The organism is Lactococcus sp. NH2-7C (assembly GCF_029953655.1).
GTDB classification, from domain to species: Bacteria; Bacillota; Bacilli; order Lactobacillales; family Streptococcaceae; genus Lactococcus; species Lactococcus lactis.
This window is the reverse complement of the sequence record NZ_CP124538.1, coordinates 980,517-996,681: the sequence shown is the minus strand read 5'-3', so window position 1 is coordinate 996,681 and position 16,165 is coordinate 980,517. Positions and strand designations below refer to the sequence as shown.

Here is a 16,165-nt window from a genome sequence, read left to right as displayed (position 1 = left end):
ATAAATGGAACTTCGATTATTAAAATATTTTTGGACAGTTGCAACTGCTGGAACGGTATCCAAAGCTGCTGAACTGTTATATATTACGCAGCCAACATTATCTAGACAAATTAAAGAACTTGAACGCGAACTAGATACACAGCTTTTTATGCGTGATGGAAAAAAACTTATCTTAACTGAAGATGGACAATTTCTTAAAATTAAAGCTGAGGAAATTTTACAGTTGACTAGTAAAACAGTACAAGTTTTTGAAGACCGAAAAAATGCAGAATTATCAGGGCATCTGACGATTGGTGCTTTAGAAGGCTGGACAACTTCCAGTATCGCTAAAACACTCCAAAGGCTGACAAATAAGTATCCGTCAATTACCTTTACAATCTTGTCAGGAAATGCAGATGACATCAAATGGAAGATTGACAACGGACTAGTTGATGTTGGTTTTTTGTTAGAACCAACATCAACTGAAAAATATAATGTTGAAAAAATTGGTTTTCCTGAACGTTGGATGATGCTCACTCAATCCGATTCAGAACTTGCAGAATTAGATGAAGTAAGTCCAGAAATATTTAGAAAGCAAAGAATATTAATTTCAGAACGACCAGAAGTTCGTCAATTTATAGCCGATTGGGCAGGCTGCCAAGTGAGTGATTTAGAAATTATTGGCGGCTTTAATCTCGGTTTTCATCTTTTTGAAATTGCTCGTGCAGGAATTGGCGAAGCAGTTGTTACAGAAGGGGCGCTTATTCGAGACTACCCTGATTTAAAAGCTATACCATTGAGTCCAGAAGTGAAAACTTTAAGCGTACTTGCTTGGAAGAAAAATATTCCACTGACTCCTCTTACAAGAGCATTTATTAAGCAATATCTTCAAGAAAATGAATAAAAAGTTACTGACAGAAATTTCGAGTATATCTGTAAAGACTAAAGCGTCAACAGCTATTCTCTGACAGCTCTGTCAGTAACTTTTTTGTCAGTATTATGCTTACAAAGCATAATAAGAACTAAAATAAGCATTTCTAATCAGTAAATTTTTATTTTAAAATAAATCTATGAAAAATAAAAAAACATTTGGTCTTATCCTTTTTATTAACTTGTTTTCCTATTTCCTTATTTTAATGGATAACTCGATAATATTTACAAGTAGCTTAAAAATTTCTCAAGATTTAAAAATGAATGAATCAACCTTATCTTGGGTTTCTAATGCTTATACGATTACATTCGGTGGGTTTCTTTTATTAGCAGGACGTCTGGGTGATTTATTAGGGCGAAAAATAATTTTCCTTCTAGGACTTTTCATTTTTGGACTTTCTAGTTTAGTTGTCGGTTTGTCAACTTCTTCTGAAATGATGATTATAGCCAGAGCGGTTCAAGGAATTGGTTCGGCTATCCTTGCTCCAACAAGTTTAGCTTTATTAATGGATACATATAAAGGGGATTTAAGGGTTAGAGCTATCTCATATTATGGAGCAACCGCGGGAATTGGCTCAAGTTTTGGACTTATTCTAGGCGGCTGGCTCACTTCGGCTCTTTCATGGCGTGTTGGCTTTTTGTTAAATGTTCCTTTTAGTTTATTATTAATTATCCTAACTCTTGTTAATGTTCATCAAAGTGAAGTTAAAGCTAGCAAAATAGATTTTTTGGGAAGCTTTCTGTCAGTCCTTATCTCAGTCCTATTTGTTTTCGGAATTACGGTAAGTAATTTGTTCATCATTATCCTCTCATTCTTTTTAATTATCTTATTTATACTTTGGGAAAAAAAGTTAACTTATGCATTAATTCCTTTAGAACTATTTAAAAATAAAGTAAGGACGGGTTCTTATGTTGCACGCTTTGCTTTTATGATGGCAATGCTGACCTACTGGTTTATTCTGCCGCAGATTATGCAAAAAATGTATCATTTTTCACCACTGCAATCTGGACTTGCTTTTCTTCCTTTAACAATCATAAATTTTATCGCAGCTCTTTTTCTTCCTAGATTAACTAGAGGATTAGGAAATAGTAAAGTAATGATCCTAGGACAAGTGATTTTACTGACAGGAATGATTTTGTCATTAGTTTCGCAACCAGAATGGGGATACTTCTATGCGATGATTTTTCAAATGATGATTATTGGATTAGGGCAAGGTTGGCTTCTTGCTCCGCTGACGGCAGCGGGAGTAGAAGAGGTCAGTCCAGAATTATCAGGAGCTGCATCAGGTTTGACAAATATGATGCATCAACTTGGAGGGCCTGTTGGTTTATCTATTGTTGTGTTATTTAGCTCAAATATTGTTGACTTAAGTGCTTATTATCATTTGGTCATGGGATTCATTACCGCTTTTCTATCAGTAGGCCTTCTTGTCTTAATTTTTACTAGACCAGACAATAATAAAAAATAAAAGGGGAAAAAATGCAAACAAAATTAACATTAAATGATGGTAATGTCATTCCTCAATTCGGTTTGGGACTTTATAAGCTCCCAGAAGGAACAGAAACTGAAAATATTGTAAAAAAAGCCTTGGAATTAGGCTATCGTCATCTGGATACGGCACACGCTTATCAAAATGAAACTTCTGTCGGTCAAGCAATCCAGGACTCAGAAATTTCAAATTCTGAAATCTGGATTACAAGCAAGCTTTGGCCTTCTGATTATGAGCAAGCTCCAGAAGCAATCGAGCGAATGCTAAAACGTCTAAAAGTTGAACAAATTGATTTACTCTTATTGCATCAACAGGTTGGAAATTATCGAAAAGCATGGATTGCTTTAGAAAATGCTGTAAAAGTGGGAAAGGTAAAATCAATTGGAATTTCAAATTTTGATGGAGAAAGATTAGTTGATTTATTTAATTTTGCTGATATCAAACCGAGTGTCATTCAAGTAGAAACTCATCCTTATCATCAACAAGTAGAATTACGAGAATTTTTGAAGCCTTATGGCACAAAAATTGAAAGCCGGTATCCTCTAGGACATGGCGATAAAAACTTATTTGAAGAAAAAATATTTAAAAAAATGGCCAAAAAATATAATAAAACGGTCGCACAAATCATTTTACGTTGGTATATTCAAGAGGGAATCATTGTATTTCCAAGCTCAGAGCAAAAAGAATACTTAGCAGAAAATATAAATATTTTTGATTTTAAATTATCCTGTACCGAAATAAAAGAAATTCGCAAATTAAATAAAAAGCAACCATATTTTACGATGAGTTATGCTGAACAGGAAAAAAACTTTTTGTTATGGAAACTAGAGGATTAAAGCACAGATTTTCATGCTTTTATGCAAAAGTGATATACTTTAGAGAGTTAGAACTTTTTAAATAAAAATAAAATCAAGCCTAGATTGTCTTGATTTTTCTATATACATTGAAAAAAGGAGATGTGATGAAAAAAATTGCAATTATTGGTGGTGGGATAATCGGTATGACCTTAGCCAATTATTTGGATACTGATAAATTTGATATTAGCCTTTTTGATGATGAGAAGAATCAGGCAACTAAAGCAAGTGCTGGGATTATTTCTCCTTGGCTTTCTAAAAGAAGAAACAAAAAGTGGTATCAATTGGCAAAAGATGGCGCAGCCTTTTTTGAAACATTAAAAAATGACTTTGAGTTAACTGAAGAAGTTTATGAAAAATGTGGCACTCTTTTTTTGCGACAAAAGTCAGACTTAATTGAACTAGAAAAGTTGGCAATTGAAAGAAAAAAAGAAGCTCCTGAGATGGGGGAAATTAAGAGGCTCTCGGAGGAAGAAACTGTTGCTTTATTTCCATTATTAAAACCAAGAGAAAGTTTGTATCTTTCAGGAGGTGCAAGATTAGATGGAAAAGCTTACTTATCGTCATTAAAAAAGCGAGCTCAAAAAAGAGGGGTCAAATTTTATTCAGAGCGGGCAACGATTGCTCAAGTGTTAGATAAATGGCAAGTTATTCATGAAGGTGTGACCGAAGTTGTAGATAATTTAGCTTTATGCCCGGGGCCAGCTTTAAAAGAACTTTTAAAATCAATTAGCACACAAGTGGATGTCAAACCTCAAAAAGGACAATTACTTTCGTTTCAAACGGATTTTGAAACAAAAAATTGGCCAGTTTTATTTTTAGAAGGTGCTGCAGATATCATTCCCTTCCAAAATGGTCAAGTTCTTTTGGGAGCAACTCATGAAAATGAAGAAGGCTGGGATTTGTCAGAGAGTCGGGAAGCTTTTGAAAGTTTGACAGAAGGGGTCAAAGTTTACTTATCGGATAAAAAACTAATTGACTTTCCATATCATTATCGTGTGGGAACACGTGCTTATTCTTCTGATTTTTCTCCTTTTTTTGGTCCGCACCCTGACTTTCCATCGTTAGCCTTTGCTAGTGCTTTGGGGTCATCTGGATTAACTACCGGTCCTTATATCGCATATTTACTTGCTCAATATTTTAATCATCCAGAAATTTCTTGGGATAGTTCAAATTATCAAAAAGACATAAAAAATTACATTAATATGGAAAAAACGGGCGATTAAAAAGCTTATTATCGCACAAAAAATTATGTAAATCATCGGAAGAAGAACTTTTGGTGTTTTACATAATTTTTTTGTCAGATACATAATGAGCCAAAGTGACGAATTGAGTCGGGTTTTTTTGTCTAAAAATGATATAATGATTTCATGGAAAATACAGATTTGATTTACGGACTACATGCAGTCACGGAAGCTTTAAATGGAGACCTTGTCAACAAACTTTACGTTCAAGAAGATTTGCGTGGTAAAAATGTTGAAAAAATAAAAGAATTAGCCCGCCTTAAAAAAGTTAATATTTCATGGACGCCAAAAACGGAATTAAATAAATTAACAGAAAACGGTGTTCACCAAGGCTTTATGGCAAGAGTATCTGAATTTGCTTATGCTGATTTAGAAAAAATACTTTCAGCATTAGCAGAAAAATCTGATACCACCATTTTAATCTTAGATGAGTTAACAGATCCTCATAATTTAGGTTCAATTGCTCGTACAGCTGATGCTACAGGAGTAGATGCAATTATTATTCCTAAACACCGAGCAGTTGGAATTACCCCAACGGCTGTCAAAGCTTCAACGGGTGCTTTACAACATGTTCCTGTTGTCCGTGTTACTAATCTTTCACAGACCTTGGATAAACTTAAAGCTGCTAACTTCTGGGTTTTTGGAACGGATATGGACGGCACAGTTTACAGTAAGTGGAATACCAAAGGTAAAGTTGCCTTGATTATCGGAAACGAGGGGCATGGAATTGGTCAAAATCTCAAAAAACAAGTTGACGAAATGATTGCAATTCCAATGACAGGGCACGTTCAAAGTTTAAATGCATCAGTAGCAGCGAGTATTTTGATGTACGAAATTTTTAGAAATCGACTTTAAAAATTTCGGATGAAAACTTTAAAGCACTTGGAATCATCTAAGTCCAAAGGTATGACTCAACTGTCAGTAAATTCAACAGATTATCAGCCAGTATAAAAGCAGAAAGGATTATTATGACTTTTCAAATCATGACAGACTCAACGGCAGATCTGAGTCCGTATTATATTAAAAAACATCATCTTACAGTTTTGGGAATGACTGTAACTGTTGGAGAAGAAACTTATGAAACCATAGGTGAAGCAGCCTTAGATAATTCCACACTTCTTGCAGCAATAAAAAAAGGAGCTACAGTCCACACTTCCCAAATTAATTCAGGACAATTTTTAGAAGTGTTTAAAGAGTTTGCAGTAGCAGGTGAAGAACTTCTCTATCTTGCTTTTTCGTCAGGACTTTCTGGCACTTATCAATCAGCTCTTATTGCTCAAAACATGGTTTTAGAAGAATTTCCTTCAGCAAAAATTACAGTTATTGATACCCTTGCGGCGGCTTCTGGAGAAGGTTTTATTGTTGAAGAAGCGGTAAAATTACGTGACTCTGGAAAATCACTGGCAGAAACCCTAGAAGTATTATCAGATATCATTCCACGTTTACAAAGCCGTTTCATGGTTGACGACTTGAACCATTTAGCAAGAGGAGGAAGAATTCCTAAAGCTGTTGCTCTCGTTGGAACGATGGCAAATATAAAACCTCTTCTTGATGTTGACCCTGAAGGTAGACTTCGTCAAGTTACAAAAGTTCGCGGTAAGAAAAAAGCGATTAATCAACTCCTTGAAAAAAGCCTTGATGAAATGGATACAGCCTATCCTCGCTTAGTTATTTCTTACTCTGGAACAGATGAAATAGCACAAGAAATCAAAAAGCAGGCCATGCAAAAAAAAGAAATTAGTGATGTTGATGTTCGCCCGCTCAGTTCAACAATTGTAACCCATACAGGGGACGGGACAATCGCAATTTTTTCAATAAGTAGAAAAAGTAGAGAATAATTCAATAAAAAACGAAAAAAATCACAGCTAAACTCTTGTTTTACTGTGATTTTATGTTAAAATAATTAATGAGTGTAATTGTATACAAAATTATCTGTACACTTACCTAATTTATTAAAAAAATATGAATCGTGATGTGTGAGGGAAAGGAGTCGCTTTTATGGCCAAAAGTGGACTTTATACAGGCGTAGATATCGGGACAAACACAATCAAAGTGCTTGTTGCTGAATACGTCTCAGGTGAAATGAATATAATCGGTGTCGGAAATGCAAAATCCGATGGCCTTAAAAATGGAATTATTGTAGATATTGAGAAGGTGGCACAAGCATTGCGTAAAGCTGTAAATGCTGCCGAAGAACGCGCAGGAATCACGATTGATAGAATTAACGTAAGCATTCCAGCGAATTCCCTCGAAATGGAACCTTGCCAAGGAATGGTTCCTATTGTCAGTGATACAAAAGAAATTACCGACAATGACGTTATCCAAGTTGTTCAAAATGCTTTGATGCGTGGAATTGTTCCTGAGAGAGAAATTATTGCTGTTGAAACAAAAGAGTTTACAGTTGATGGATTTACAGGAATTTCAGACCCACGCGGAATGTTTGGTGTACGCCTTGAAATTCGTGGAGTTGTTTATACTGGACCTAAGACTCTTGTTCATAATGTTCGTAAAGTTGTTGAACGCGCAGGGTTACTCGTTGACAACATTGTAATTGCTCCTTTGGCAATGGCACAATACGTGCTTACAGAAGGTGAACGAGAGTTTGGAACAATCATGGTTGATTTGGGTGCTGGGCAAACAACAGTTAGCATCGTTAAAGAACAATCATTAAGATTTACACATACTAGCCCCGAAGGTGGCGATTATGTAACGAAAGATATTTCAACAGTTCTTAACACCTCTGTTTCTGCAGCAGAAGACTTGAAAGTTAATTATGGTGAAGCAAGTACAGATCGTGCTAGCCAAGATGAATACTTTCTTGTTGATGTTGTCGGCAAAGATGAACCAGAACAGATCACAGAATATTATCTTTCACAAATTATTGAAGCGAGAATGACTCAAGTTTTCAGTCGTGTGCGTCAAGATTTGGAACATGGACATACTTCAGAAACACCTGGCGGATTAATTTTAGTCGGTGGTACCGCTGCAATGCCTGGTGTCGTTGATTTAGCCACGAAAGTCTTGGGAATGAACGCACGCCTTTTTGTCCCAGGAGAAATGGGCTTACGTAATCCTGCATTTGCGCAAGTGATTAGTGTTGTTAATTACATTGGAAGCCGTAGCGACATTGATATTTTAGTGTCACAAGCATTTTCTGGTGATTATGCTTATACGACAGCAGAAGAAACATATGTTGCTCCTGTTCAAACAATTACGCCGCAAGCGACAACATCAGTAGCAGACGTAGAAAATGATTTCTACGCTGAACCTCAGGCTCGCCCAGTTGTAACTCAAAAAGCTTCTGAGCCTGAAGAAGAAAAAGAAGGTCTCGTTGACCGTGCCAAAAATTTCTTTGGCAACCTCTTTGATTAATCTGAAAGTAAAAACGGAGAAATAAAAACATGGAATTTTCATTTGATACAGACTTAACTTCTGGTGCTGTAATTAAAGTTATCGGTGTTGGTGGCGGTGGTGGTAATGCCATCAATCGTATGATTGAAGAAGGTGTTTCAGGCGTTGAATTTATCGCTGCAAACACAGATGTACAAGCATTACGTAGCTCAAAAGCAGACACAGTTATTCAACTCGGACCAAAATTGACTCGTGGTTTGGGTGCTGGAGCACAACCTGAAGTTGGTAAACGCGCAGCTGAAGAATCAGCTGAAACAGTTTCACAAGCTCTTGAAGGCTCAGATATGATTTTCATCACTGCTGGTATGGGTGGTGGAACTGGTACAGGTGCTGCACCAGTCATCGCACAAATTGCTAAAGAACTTGGCGCTTTGACTGTGGGTGTTGTTACTCGTCCATTTGGTTTTGAAGGATCAAAACGTTCATACTTTGCAACTGAAGGAATTGAAGCCCTTCGTGCAAATGTTGATACACTTCTCATTATTTCAAACAATAACTTGCTTGAAATTGTTGATAAGAAAACTCCTTTAACTGAAGCTTTGCGTGAAGCTGATAATGTTTTACGTCAAGGTGTTCAAGGGGTAACTGACTTGATTACTAACCCAGGAATGATTAACCTTGACTTTGCCGATGTTAAAACAGTAATGGAAAACAAAGGTGATGCCCTTATGGGTATTGGTGTTGCGACTGGTGAAGAACGCGTTATTGAAGCAACTCGTAAAGCAATTTACTCACCACTTCTTGAAACTACAATCGAAGGCGCAGAAAATGTTCTTTTGAATGTCACTGGTGGCATGGATATGAGTTTGATTGAAGCACAAGATGCTTCAGAAATTGTTATCCAAGCAGCTGGTAATGATGTTAATATTATGTTGGGTACAGCGATTGACCCTAATCTTAAAGACGAAATCCGTGTAACAGTTGTTGCAACTGGTGTTGCTAAGGAAGATGCTGACGAAGCGTTGGGCTTGCAACCAGAACCACGTCGTCAACCTAACTTGACTCACAATTCTAATATGCAACATGCTCAGACAAGCCGTCCAATGCAAAGTCAACAACAAACGCAAGCGGCTCCACAAGGGCAAAATCAATCTTCTGCATTTGGAGATTGGGATATTCGTCGTGAAACTTCAACACGTCAAAATGTAAGTAACACACGTGATACTTCTTCAGTAACAAGTTTCGGCGGAGTTCCAACAACAGATGAAGATCTTGACACACCACCATTCTTCCGTAAAAACTAACCAATGACGATTAAAGAGAATGTTAAAAGAATACTGAGTAATGTAGATGCGGCAAAGGCTGCGTCTTCTTATTCTAATCAGTCAGTTTCAGTCGTTGCTGTGACCAAATCTGTTGATGCTAATCTTGCACGTGAAATTTTTGAAAATGGAGTTTCACATTTAGCGGAAAATCGAACAGAACTTTTTTTGGAAAAATACGAAGCTCTTAAGGATTTAGAAATTACTTGGCATTTGATTGGTAATTTACAAAGACGTAAGGTTAAACAAGTTATTAATTATGTTGATTATTTCCACGCTCTAGATTCTCTGAAATTAGCTCAGGAAATAAATAAACGTGCTGAACACACCATTAAATGTTTTATTGAACTTAACATTTCTGGTGAGGAAAGTAAACATGGATTTTCTGTCAATGAACTTATGGAAATATTACCTGAGTTTTCTGAATTGGAAAACATTGAGATTGTTGGTTTGATGACAATGGCTCCGTTTGATGCGACTGAAAGTGAATGTAATGACATTTTTGGACGAATGAAAAAATTACAAGTTGAAATATCTGAAATGAATCTTTCTAGAATTCCTTGTACTGAATTAAGTATGGGAATGAGTAGAGATTATGAGATTGCCATTAAAAATGGTGCAACTTTTGTTCGAATCGGTACAGAATTTTTTAAAAATCTATAAGTCTTAAGATTAACGTAAACAACGGAGGAAAATATGGCATTTAAAGATTGGATGAATAATCTACGTGATTATTTTGTAGAGGATGATGAAGAGTTCAATGAACCTACACGTCCTGTGCAAGAATCTAGGCCAACGGTGACTTCTACGCCAAAACCTAAGGTTGAGGAACGTAAAGCGCAGCCAGATTATCAAACGCGTCGTCCCACACAATCAACTTCAAAAGCACAAACACAAACAACAGCGCCAAAACGTGCTGCTTCAACTTTTACTAAACCTATGCCTGAAAAAATCGTACAACAACAAACCGTTTCACAATCACAATCCGTGGCTGCAACGGTTTCTACAATCGCAATTAAAGAACCACGTGCCTATGCAGACATCATGGAATCAGCACGCATCGTGAAAAACGGTGAGTGTGTTCTTGTCAATTTTAAATTTATGGGTGACGCCCAAGCGCGTCGTTCTATTGACTTCATGACCGGGGTGGTCTTTACACTTGATGGTGATATTCAAAATGTAGGGGGTCAAATTTTCTTAATGACTCCGGCAAATATCACAGTCGACGCAGCGAAAGAAATGTCTATCTTAGCTGGTCAAAACTTTGAAAGTTACGATATTTACTAATGCTTATTACATTTACAATAATAAATTGGATTTTACGCTTGCTGGATGTTTATTCAGTTATTCTGATAATTTATGCCTTAATGAGTTGGGTGCCAACTCTTTATGGAACTTGGTTTGGACGTATAATTGTTAAAGTTTCCCGCCCTTATTTGAGTTTATTTGAAAACCTACCTTTACAGTTTTGGGGATTAGATTTTTCAATTGTTATTGCTTTTATTGTCTTAAAATTTATTCAACAATTTATTGTTATTGTATTTAACGGTGTATTCTATTGATTACTGAAAATGTTTATCAACACTTTCATGAGAAGGAACGTCATTTTATTGATCGTTGCTTAGAATGGATTGATCGTGTTGAAGAAACTTACTCGGTGATTAGTACATTTTTTCTAAATCCCCGAGAAGTAGAAATTTTAAAAACATTAGCAAACAAACGAGAAGTACAAATTTTTTCGAGTAAAGAACTTGCAAAAACCGAATTAGTCAAAATTATTTTGGCTCCAGATTTTTATGTTATAGATAGTGATGATTTTGATATTTCATTACTTGAAATAGCTTATGCTTCAAAGTTTATACAAATTTCACATGCTCAAGTTTTAGGAACTTTTCTAGGACAGGCTGGTGTTAAGCGGCAGGAATTGGGAGATATAATTGTTACTGACAGCAAGATACAAGTTTTTGTCAGTAAACATCTTGTTGAAAGTTTTAAAGCTATTGAAAAAATTGGACGAGCGGCAGTCGAAATCAAAGAAATTTCTTTGTCAGATTTGGTTGAAGAAACAGATAAAGCTGTCAGAGAAGTTGTCCTTGTGGATAACTTAAGAGTTGATAAAATGATTGCAGTCGCTTTCAAAATTTCTCGCAATATTGCTACAAATATGTTAGAATCAAAGAAGGTTAAGGTTAATTACCTAGAAATTGATAAAAAAGATTTCTCTGTTGGTCTTGATGATTTGATTAGTGTCCGCGGATTTGGACGTATCAAAATTTTAAGGATTTTAGATTTTACTAAAAAAGGAAAACAGAGAGTTGAAATAGAACTTATAAGAAATCGGAAAAAATAGATTCTAATATGAAAATCAGATTTATAGGATTTTCTAAGGATAAAGAGGAGTGATTGATGACATTAAATAGTTTAGATGTTCAAAACAAAACTTTTAATCCACAATTTCGCGGCTTCAGTAAACATGAAGTTGACGAATTTTTGGATATCGTTGTTCGAGATTATGATGAATTCGCTCAAACAATTAAAGATCAAGAACGTGAGTTAAAAGCATTACGCGAACGCGTGAAATATTTTGATGACATGAAAGATTCACTGAACAAGTCAATTGTTGTTGCTCAAGATGCTGCTGATAATCTTCGGGAACAAGCCAAAAGTGAAGCTGATACGCTTAGAATTAATTCTGAAAAAGAATCTGCTGATATTATTGCAAATGCAGGACAAAAGAGTTCTTTAATTATTGAAGCGGCTAAAAAAGAAGCTGGATTTATTTTGAATGCCGCTTCTGATGATGCTCGTAAATTGGTACGTGATACTGATGATTTGAAACGTAAAATGCGTCTCTATCACCAACGAATGACTTCAATTATTGAAAATCAACTTGCGTCTATTCAATCGGATGACTGGGCTGAAATCTTTAGACCTACGCAAGATTATGCAATTAATCCTGAAGAAAAATTGCAATCAATTATTGAAGAACATTTGGAAAATGCTGAAACTACTTTGGCAAAAACCCAAGCAATTAAACCTTTAACAGATGAAGATATTGCACAAGCAAGTGAAACATCTGATGAACCTGAAACAGAAACAGAAACAAATGTTTCAGAGGAGATTGTTGTTGAAACTGAAGTACCTGACGAAGTAAAAGAAGAAGTAGAAATTACTGACGATTCTAACGAAGAGTCAGAAGTTGAAGCTCCAAAAGCAGATGATTCAGAAATTTTCCCAGAATTAGATTCAAAAGCACCAGTTGAAACAGCTGAAGTTATTGAAAAAGATAATCAAGAAACAATTGATTTAAGCGAATTAAAAAATTAAAAATCAGATCAAGATAAGAAAAAATATAATTCAAGCAAGCGAGTGATGATGGAAGACTCGTATTCCCTATTTTTCTTATTATCAGCTGATTGGATTTCTAAAGTTACTGACAGAATTTATTTTCTCAAACAATCTTTAGAAAAATCTTGGACTGAACTAAAAGTAAGTTCAAGCGTCTTGCACGTTACGCAAAAGAGTTTCTGTCAGTAAATTTTACTGACAGAAAAAATGAAGGTGGTACCACGGTTTTTCGTCCTTTACGAAAAATCGTTTTTTTTATTCAATAAAAACAAAATCGAAAGAAAGAAGAAAATATGAAAATCAAAGATACTTTGAATTTGGGAAAAACAGCTTTCCCAATGCGTGCAGGCTTGCCAAATAAAGAACCAAACTGGCAAAAAGATTGGGCAGATGCGTCCCTTTATGAAAAACGTCAAGAATTAAATGAGGGAAAACCTTCCTTTATGCTCCATGATGGCCCTCCTTATGCGAACGGAAATATTCACCTCGGCCACTCTTTGAACAAAATTTCAAAAGATATTATTGTTCGTTATAAATCAATGGCAGGCTTTCGTGCCCCTTACGTTCCGGGGTGGGATACTCATGGTTTACCAATTGAACAGCAACTTGCTAAAGCGGGTATGAAGCGTAAAGAAATGGACTTGCTTGATTATCTTGAGGAATGTCGTAAATATGCGATGAAACAAGTAGATATGCAACGTTCCGATTTTAAATCTCTTGGTGTTCTTGCTGATTGGGACCGTCCATATTTGACATTATTGCCAGAATATGAGGCAGCTCAAATTCGCGTTTTTGGTAAAATGGCTGAAAAAGGATATATCTACAAAGGCCAAAAACCAATTTATTGGTCACCTTCATCAGAAAGTTCACTTGCTGAAGCTGAAATCGAATATCAAGATGTTCGTTCAGCATCAATTTTTGTTGCATTCAAAGCTAAAGATACTAAAGGTAAACTACCAGAAGATGTAGAATTTGTGATCTGGACAACAACACCATGGACAATTCCATCAAATTTGGGAATCTTTGCTCATCCTGACTATGATTATTCAGTTGTAGCAGTAAATGGTCGTAAATTTGTTATTGCATCAGAAATGCTTGAAGCTGTTGTAGAAAAATTAGAATGGGAAAATCCAGAAGTTCTTCAAACAATTAAAGGTTCTGAATTAGAATATATGGTAGCACAACACCCGTTCTATGACCGTGAAACTTTAATCATGAATGCGGATTATGTTACTCTTGATTCTGGTACTGGTCTTGTACACGTTGCCCCAGGACATGGTGAAGATGACTACTTCGCAAGTCGTAAGTATAAATTGCCTGTTCTATCACCAATTGATAATCGTGGTTACTATACAGATGAAGCTCCTGGACTTGAAGGACTTTTCTACGATGAAGGAAATAAAGTTGTCAGTAAATGGCTTGAAGAAAAAGATGCTTTATTGAAACTCGAGTTCTTCACTCACTCATATCCACATGACTGGCGTACTAAAAAACCAGTAATTTTCCGTGCAACACCACAATGGTTTGCTTCAATCGATGACTTCCGTCAAAATATTTTAGATGAAGTTGAAAGAGTAGATTGGGTAATTCCATGGGGTAAAACTCGTTTATTCAATATGGTTCGTGATCGTGGCGATTGGGTTATCTCACGTCAACGTGCTTGGGGAGTTCCATTGCCAATTTTCTATGGTGAAAATGGAGAACCAATTATCACACCAGAAACAACTGAACATGTAGCCAAACTTTTTGCTGAATTTGGTTCAAAAGTTTGGTTTGAACGTGAAGCAAAAGACCTTTTACCAGAAGGATTCACTCATCCAGCTTCACCAACTGGTGAATTTACAAAAGAAAAAGATATCATGGACGTTTGGTTTGATTCAGGTTCTTCTTGGAATGGTGTCCTTAACGAACGTGACTACCTTAGCTTCCCAGCGGATCTTTACCTTGAAGGTTCAGACCAGTACCGTGGTTGGTTTAATTCATCAATTACAACCTCAGTTGCGGTAAATGGCGTTGCATCATATAAAGCAGTTCTTTCGCAAGGATTTGTTTTAGACGGTAAAGGGCGTAAGATGTCTAAATCAATTGGAAATACAATCGTGCCAAAAGATGTCACTAAGAAATTTGGTGCTGACATCCTCCGTCTTTGGGTGGCATCAATTGATACTGAATCAGATGTTCGTGTATCAATGGATATTCTAAGTCAAGTTTCTGAAGTTTACCGTAAAATCCGGAATACATTGCGTTTCTTAATCGCTAATACATCTGATTTTAATCCAAAAGAAGATGCGATTGATTTCGCAGAACTTCGTCCAGTAGATAAATATATGCTTGTGAAATTTAATGAACTTGTAAAACAAATTCGTACAGCTTATGATAACTATAGCTTTATGACTGTTTACAAATCAATCATTAATTTCATCACAAATGATTTGTCATCTTTCTATCTTGATTTTGCTAAAGATGTTGTTTATATTGAAGCAGCAAATTCACCAGAACGCCGCTCAATGCAAACAGTTATGTATGTTATTTTGAAAGATTTAGTGAAAATTCTTGTACCAATTTTGCCACATACAGCAGAAGAAGCATGGACCTACTTGGAACATGAATCAGAAAATTTTGCTTATCTTGCAGAAATGCCAGAAGCAGCAGAAATTCCTGGAAGTGAAGAATTGTTAGGAAACTGGCAAGAATTTCTTGATTTCCGTGATAAGATTTTGAAAGCCTTGGAAAGTGCTCGTGAAGCAAAACTGATTGGTAAATCATTGGAAGCAACAGTAACTATTTATCCAAATGAAGTTGTACGTACTTTATTGACTGCAATTGATGAAAATGTTGCTCAACTTTTGATTGTATCAAACTTTGTAGTTGCCAACGAATCAGTAAACAATGCCCCAGAGTCTGCAATGAAATTTGATGACCTTGCTGTTCTTGTTGAACATGCGGCTGGAGAAGTTTGTGATCGTTGCCGTAGAACTGATGAAACAGTTGGACACAGTGTTAATGAACATCTCAAAATGCTTTGTGAAAATTGTGCACACATCGTTGAAACAGAATTCCCTGAAATCCTTGAAGAAGGTTTTGAAGATTAATAAATAAAAAAAGTTACTGACAAAACTGTCAGTAACTTTTTATTTTAAAATTAATAATTACAATACCGCAAGCATTGATGCAAGTACGCTGAAAAGCGTAAGAACAACCATGATAATTACAACGACCATGGTTACTTTTTGGAAAGTACTTTTTTGTGGTTTTTTATATGCCATGAGTTCCTCAATAAAAATATTTTTAATTAATTGTAACAAGAAAAAGAAGACTTTTCAATTAGTTTGGGTCTTTATCCTTATTATTTTCTTTTTGACTCAAAAATTTAGCAAATGGATCTTCCTTCTTTTCAGGAGAGGGAACGGTTTTTTTATCATCATCAGTCACTAAATCAACAGTTGATACACCTAAATCATCCATCATTTTATCAAAATCATCACGTTTTCTAAAAGTTAAACCCATTGTGGTCTCCTTAAAATAAAATATTTAACAGTGCTCAAAAAGAGAAGAGCAATACTAGAACCATTTTACTACTTCATAGATAAAAAAGCTAGATATATAAAAAAACTTCTTGAAAAAATGCGATTAAAAGCTGATAAGAC

16 protein-coding genes are annotated in these 16,165 nt (G+C 35.7%); 14 read left to right on the top strand and 2 right to left on the bottom strand.

Going from position 1 to position 16,165, the window contains the following annotated elements; all coding sequences use genetic code 11:
- Window positions 1-4: 4 nt before the first annotated feature.
- From QJV49_RS04760 to ileS, 14 genes are all read left to right on the top strand, one after another.
- On the top strand, window positions 5-883 hold the full coding sequence (locus QJV49_RS04760; protein ID WP_225511770.1) for a LysR family transcriptional regulator: 879 nt from the start codon (window positions 5-7) through the stop codon (window positions 881-883).
- Window positions 884-1,049: 166 nt separating this feature from the next.
- Complete coding sequence (locus QJV49_RS04755; RefSeq protein ID WP_225511771.1) at window positions 1,050-2,378, top strand: MFS transporter; 1,329 nt, start codon at window positions 1,050-1,052, stop codon at window positions 2,376-2,378.
- Between the two features lie 11 nt (window positions 2,379-2,389).
- On the top strand, window positions 2,390-3,235 hold the full coding sequence (locus tag QJV49_RS04750) for an aldo/keto reductase (protein WP_225511772.1): 846 nt from the start codon (window positions 2,390-2,392) through the stop codon (window positions 3,233-3,235).
- A gap of 125 nt (window positions 3,236-3,360) precedes the next feature.
- Window positions 3,361-4,479: an FAD-binding oxidoreductase gene (locus tag QJV49_RS04745; RefSeq protein WP_225511773.1), complete on the top strand. Its 1,119-nt coding sequence runs from the start codon at window positions 3,361-3,363 to the stop codon at window positions 4,477-4,479.
- A gap of 144 nt (window positions 4,480-4,623) precedes the next feature.
- Entirely contained in the window at window positions 4,624-5,352 is a 729-nt protein-coding gene (gene rlmB, locus QJV49_RS04740) for a 23S rRNA (guanosine(2251)-2'-O)-methyltransferase RlmB (RefSeq protein ID WP_225511774.1), read from the top strand.
- 113 nt (window positions 5,353-5,465) lie between these two features.
- Window positions 5,466-6,335, top strand: coding sequence for a DegV family protein (locus QJV49_RS04735; protein ID WP_225511775.1), 870 nt, complete (start codon window positions 5,466-5,468; stop codon window positions 6,333-6,335).
- A gap of 160 nt (window positions 6,336-6,495) precedes the next feature.
- On the top strand, window positions 6,496-7,869 hold the full coding sequence (gene ftsA / locus QJV49_RS04730) for a cell division protein FtsA (RefSeq protein WP_225511776.1): 1,374 nt from the start codon (window positions 6,496-6,498) through the stop codon (window positions 7,867-7,869).
- 29 nt (window positions 7,870-7,898) lie between these two features.
- Complete coding sequence (gene ftsZ, locus QJV49_RS04725) at window positions 7,899-9,152, top strand: cell division protein FtsZ (RefSeq protein WP_003132392.1); 1,254 nt, start codon at window positions 7,899-7,901, stop codon at window positions 9,150-9,152.
- Window positions 9,153-9,155: 3 nt separating this feature from the next.
- Entirely contained in the window at window positions 9,156-9,833 is a 678-nt protein-coding gene (locus QJV49_RS04720) for a YggS family pyridoxal phosphate-dependent enzyme (RefSeq protein ID WP_225511777.1), read from the top strand.
- A 33-nt stretch (window positions 9,834-9,866) separates the two neighbouring features.
- Window positions 9,867-10,457 (top strand): cell division protein SepF, encoded by a 591-nt coding sequence (gene sepF / locus QJV49_RS04715; protein ID WP_225511778.1) that lies wholly within the window; start codon window positions 9,867-9,869, stop codon window positions 10,455-10,457.
- Window positions 10,457-10,732, top strand: coding sequence for a YggT family protein (locus QJV49_RS04710; RefSeq protein ID WP_225511779.1), 276 nt, complete (start codon window positions 10,457-10,459; stop codon window positions 10,730-10,732). The genes sepF and QJV49_RS04710 overlap by 1 nt, the downstream gene beginning before the upstream one ends.
- Window positions 10,729-11,520, top strand: a complete 792-nt coding sequence (locus tag QJV49_RS04705) for an RNA-binding protein (RefSeq protein WP_225511780.1) — start codon at window positions 10,729-10,731, stop codon at window positions 11,518-11,520. The genes QJV49_RS04710 and QJV49_RS04705 overlap by 4 nt, the downstream gene beginning before the upstream one ends.
- A 56-nt stretch (window positions 11,521-11,576) precedes the next feature.
- Window positions 11,577-12,497: a DivIVA domain-containing protein gene (locus tag QJV49_RS04700; protein WP_225511781.1), complete on the top strand. Its 921-nt coding sequence runs from the start codon at window positions 11,577-11,579 to the stop codon at window positions 12,495-12,497.
- A gap of 314 nt (window positions 12,498-12,811) precedes the next feature.
- Entirely contained in the window at window positions 12,812-15,610 is a 2,799-nt protein-coding gene (ileS, locus tag QJV49_RS04695) for an isoleucine--tRNA ligase (RefSeq protein WP_225511782.1), read from the top strand.
- 57 nt (window positions 15,611-15,667) lie between these two features.
- On the opposite strand, the gene QJV49_RS04690 is transcribed toward ileS, so the two are convergent.
- Both QJV49_RS04690 and QJV49_RS04685 read right to left on the bottom strand, forming a co-directional pair.
- Window positions 15,668-15,784, bottom strand: coding sequence for a DUF4044 domain-containing protein (locus tag QJV49_RS04690; RefSeq protein WP_014570713.1), 117 nt, complete (start codon window positions 15,782-15,784; stop codon window positions 15,668-15,670).
- Between the two features lie 58 nt (window positions 15,785-15,842).
- Entirely contained in the window at window positions 15,843-16,025 is a 183-nt protein-coding gene (locus tag QJV49_RS04685) for an SPJ_0845 family protein (RefSeq protein ID WP_225511783.1), read from the bottom strand.
- Window positions 16,026-16,165: the final 140 nt, after the last annotated feature.

Coding starts and splice junctions, on each gene's coding strand:
- QJV49_RS04760 (WP_225511770.1), top strand. CDS start 5: ATGGAACTTCGATTATTAAAATATTTTTGGACAGTTGCAACTGCTGGA.
- QJV49_RS04755 (WP_225511771.1), top strand. CDS start 1,050: ATGAAAAATAAAAAAACATTTGGTCTTATCCTTTTTATTAACTTGTTT.
- QJV49_RS04750 (WP_225511772.1), top strand. CDS start 2,390: ATGCAAACAAAATTAACATTAAATGATGGTAATGTCATTCCTCAATTC.
- QJV49_RS04745 (WP_225511773.1), top strand. CDS start 3,361: ATGAAAAAAATTGCAATTATTGGTGGTGGGATAATCGGTATGACCTTA.
- rlmB (WP_225511774.1), top strand. CDS start 4,624: ATGGAAAATACAGATTTGATTTACGGACTACATGCAGTCACGGAAGCT.
- QJV49_RS04735 (WP_225511775.1), top strand. CDS start 5,466: ATGACTTTTCAAATCATGACAGACTCAACGGCAGATCTGAGTCCGTAT.
- ftsA (WP_225511776.1), top strand. CDS start 6,496: ATGGCCAAAAGTGGACTTTATACAGGCGTAGATATCGGGACAAACACA.
- ftsZ (WP_003132392.1), top strand. CDS start 7,899: ATGGAATTTTCATTTGATACAGACTTAACTTCTGGTGCTGTAATTAAA.
- QJV49_RS04720 (WP_225511777.1), top strand. CDS start 9,156: ATGACGATTAAAGAGAATGTTAAAAGAATACTGAGTAATGTAGATGCG.
- sepF (WP_225511778.1), top strand. CDS start 9,867: ATGGCATTTAAAGATTGGATGAATAATCTACGTGATTATTTTGTAGAG.
- QJV49_RS04710 (WP_225511779.1), top strand. CDS start 10,457: ATGCTTATTACATTTACAATAATAAATTGGATTTTACGCTTGCTGGAT.
- QJV49_RS04700 (WP_225511781.1), top strand. CDS start 11,577: ATGACATTAAATAGTTTAGATGTTCAAAACAAAACTTTTAATCCACAA.
- ileS (WP_225511782.1), top strand. CDS start 12,812: ATGAAAATCAAAGATACTTTGAATTTGGGAAAAACAGCTTTCCCAATG.
- QJV49_RS04690 (WP_014570713.1), bottom strand. CDS start 15,784: ATGGCATATAAAAAACCACAAAAAAGTACTTTCCAAAAAGTAACCATG.
- QJV49_RS04685 (WP_225511783.1), bottom strand. CDS start 16,025: ATGGGTTTAACTTTTAGAAAACGTGATGATTTTGATAAAATGATGGAT.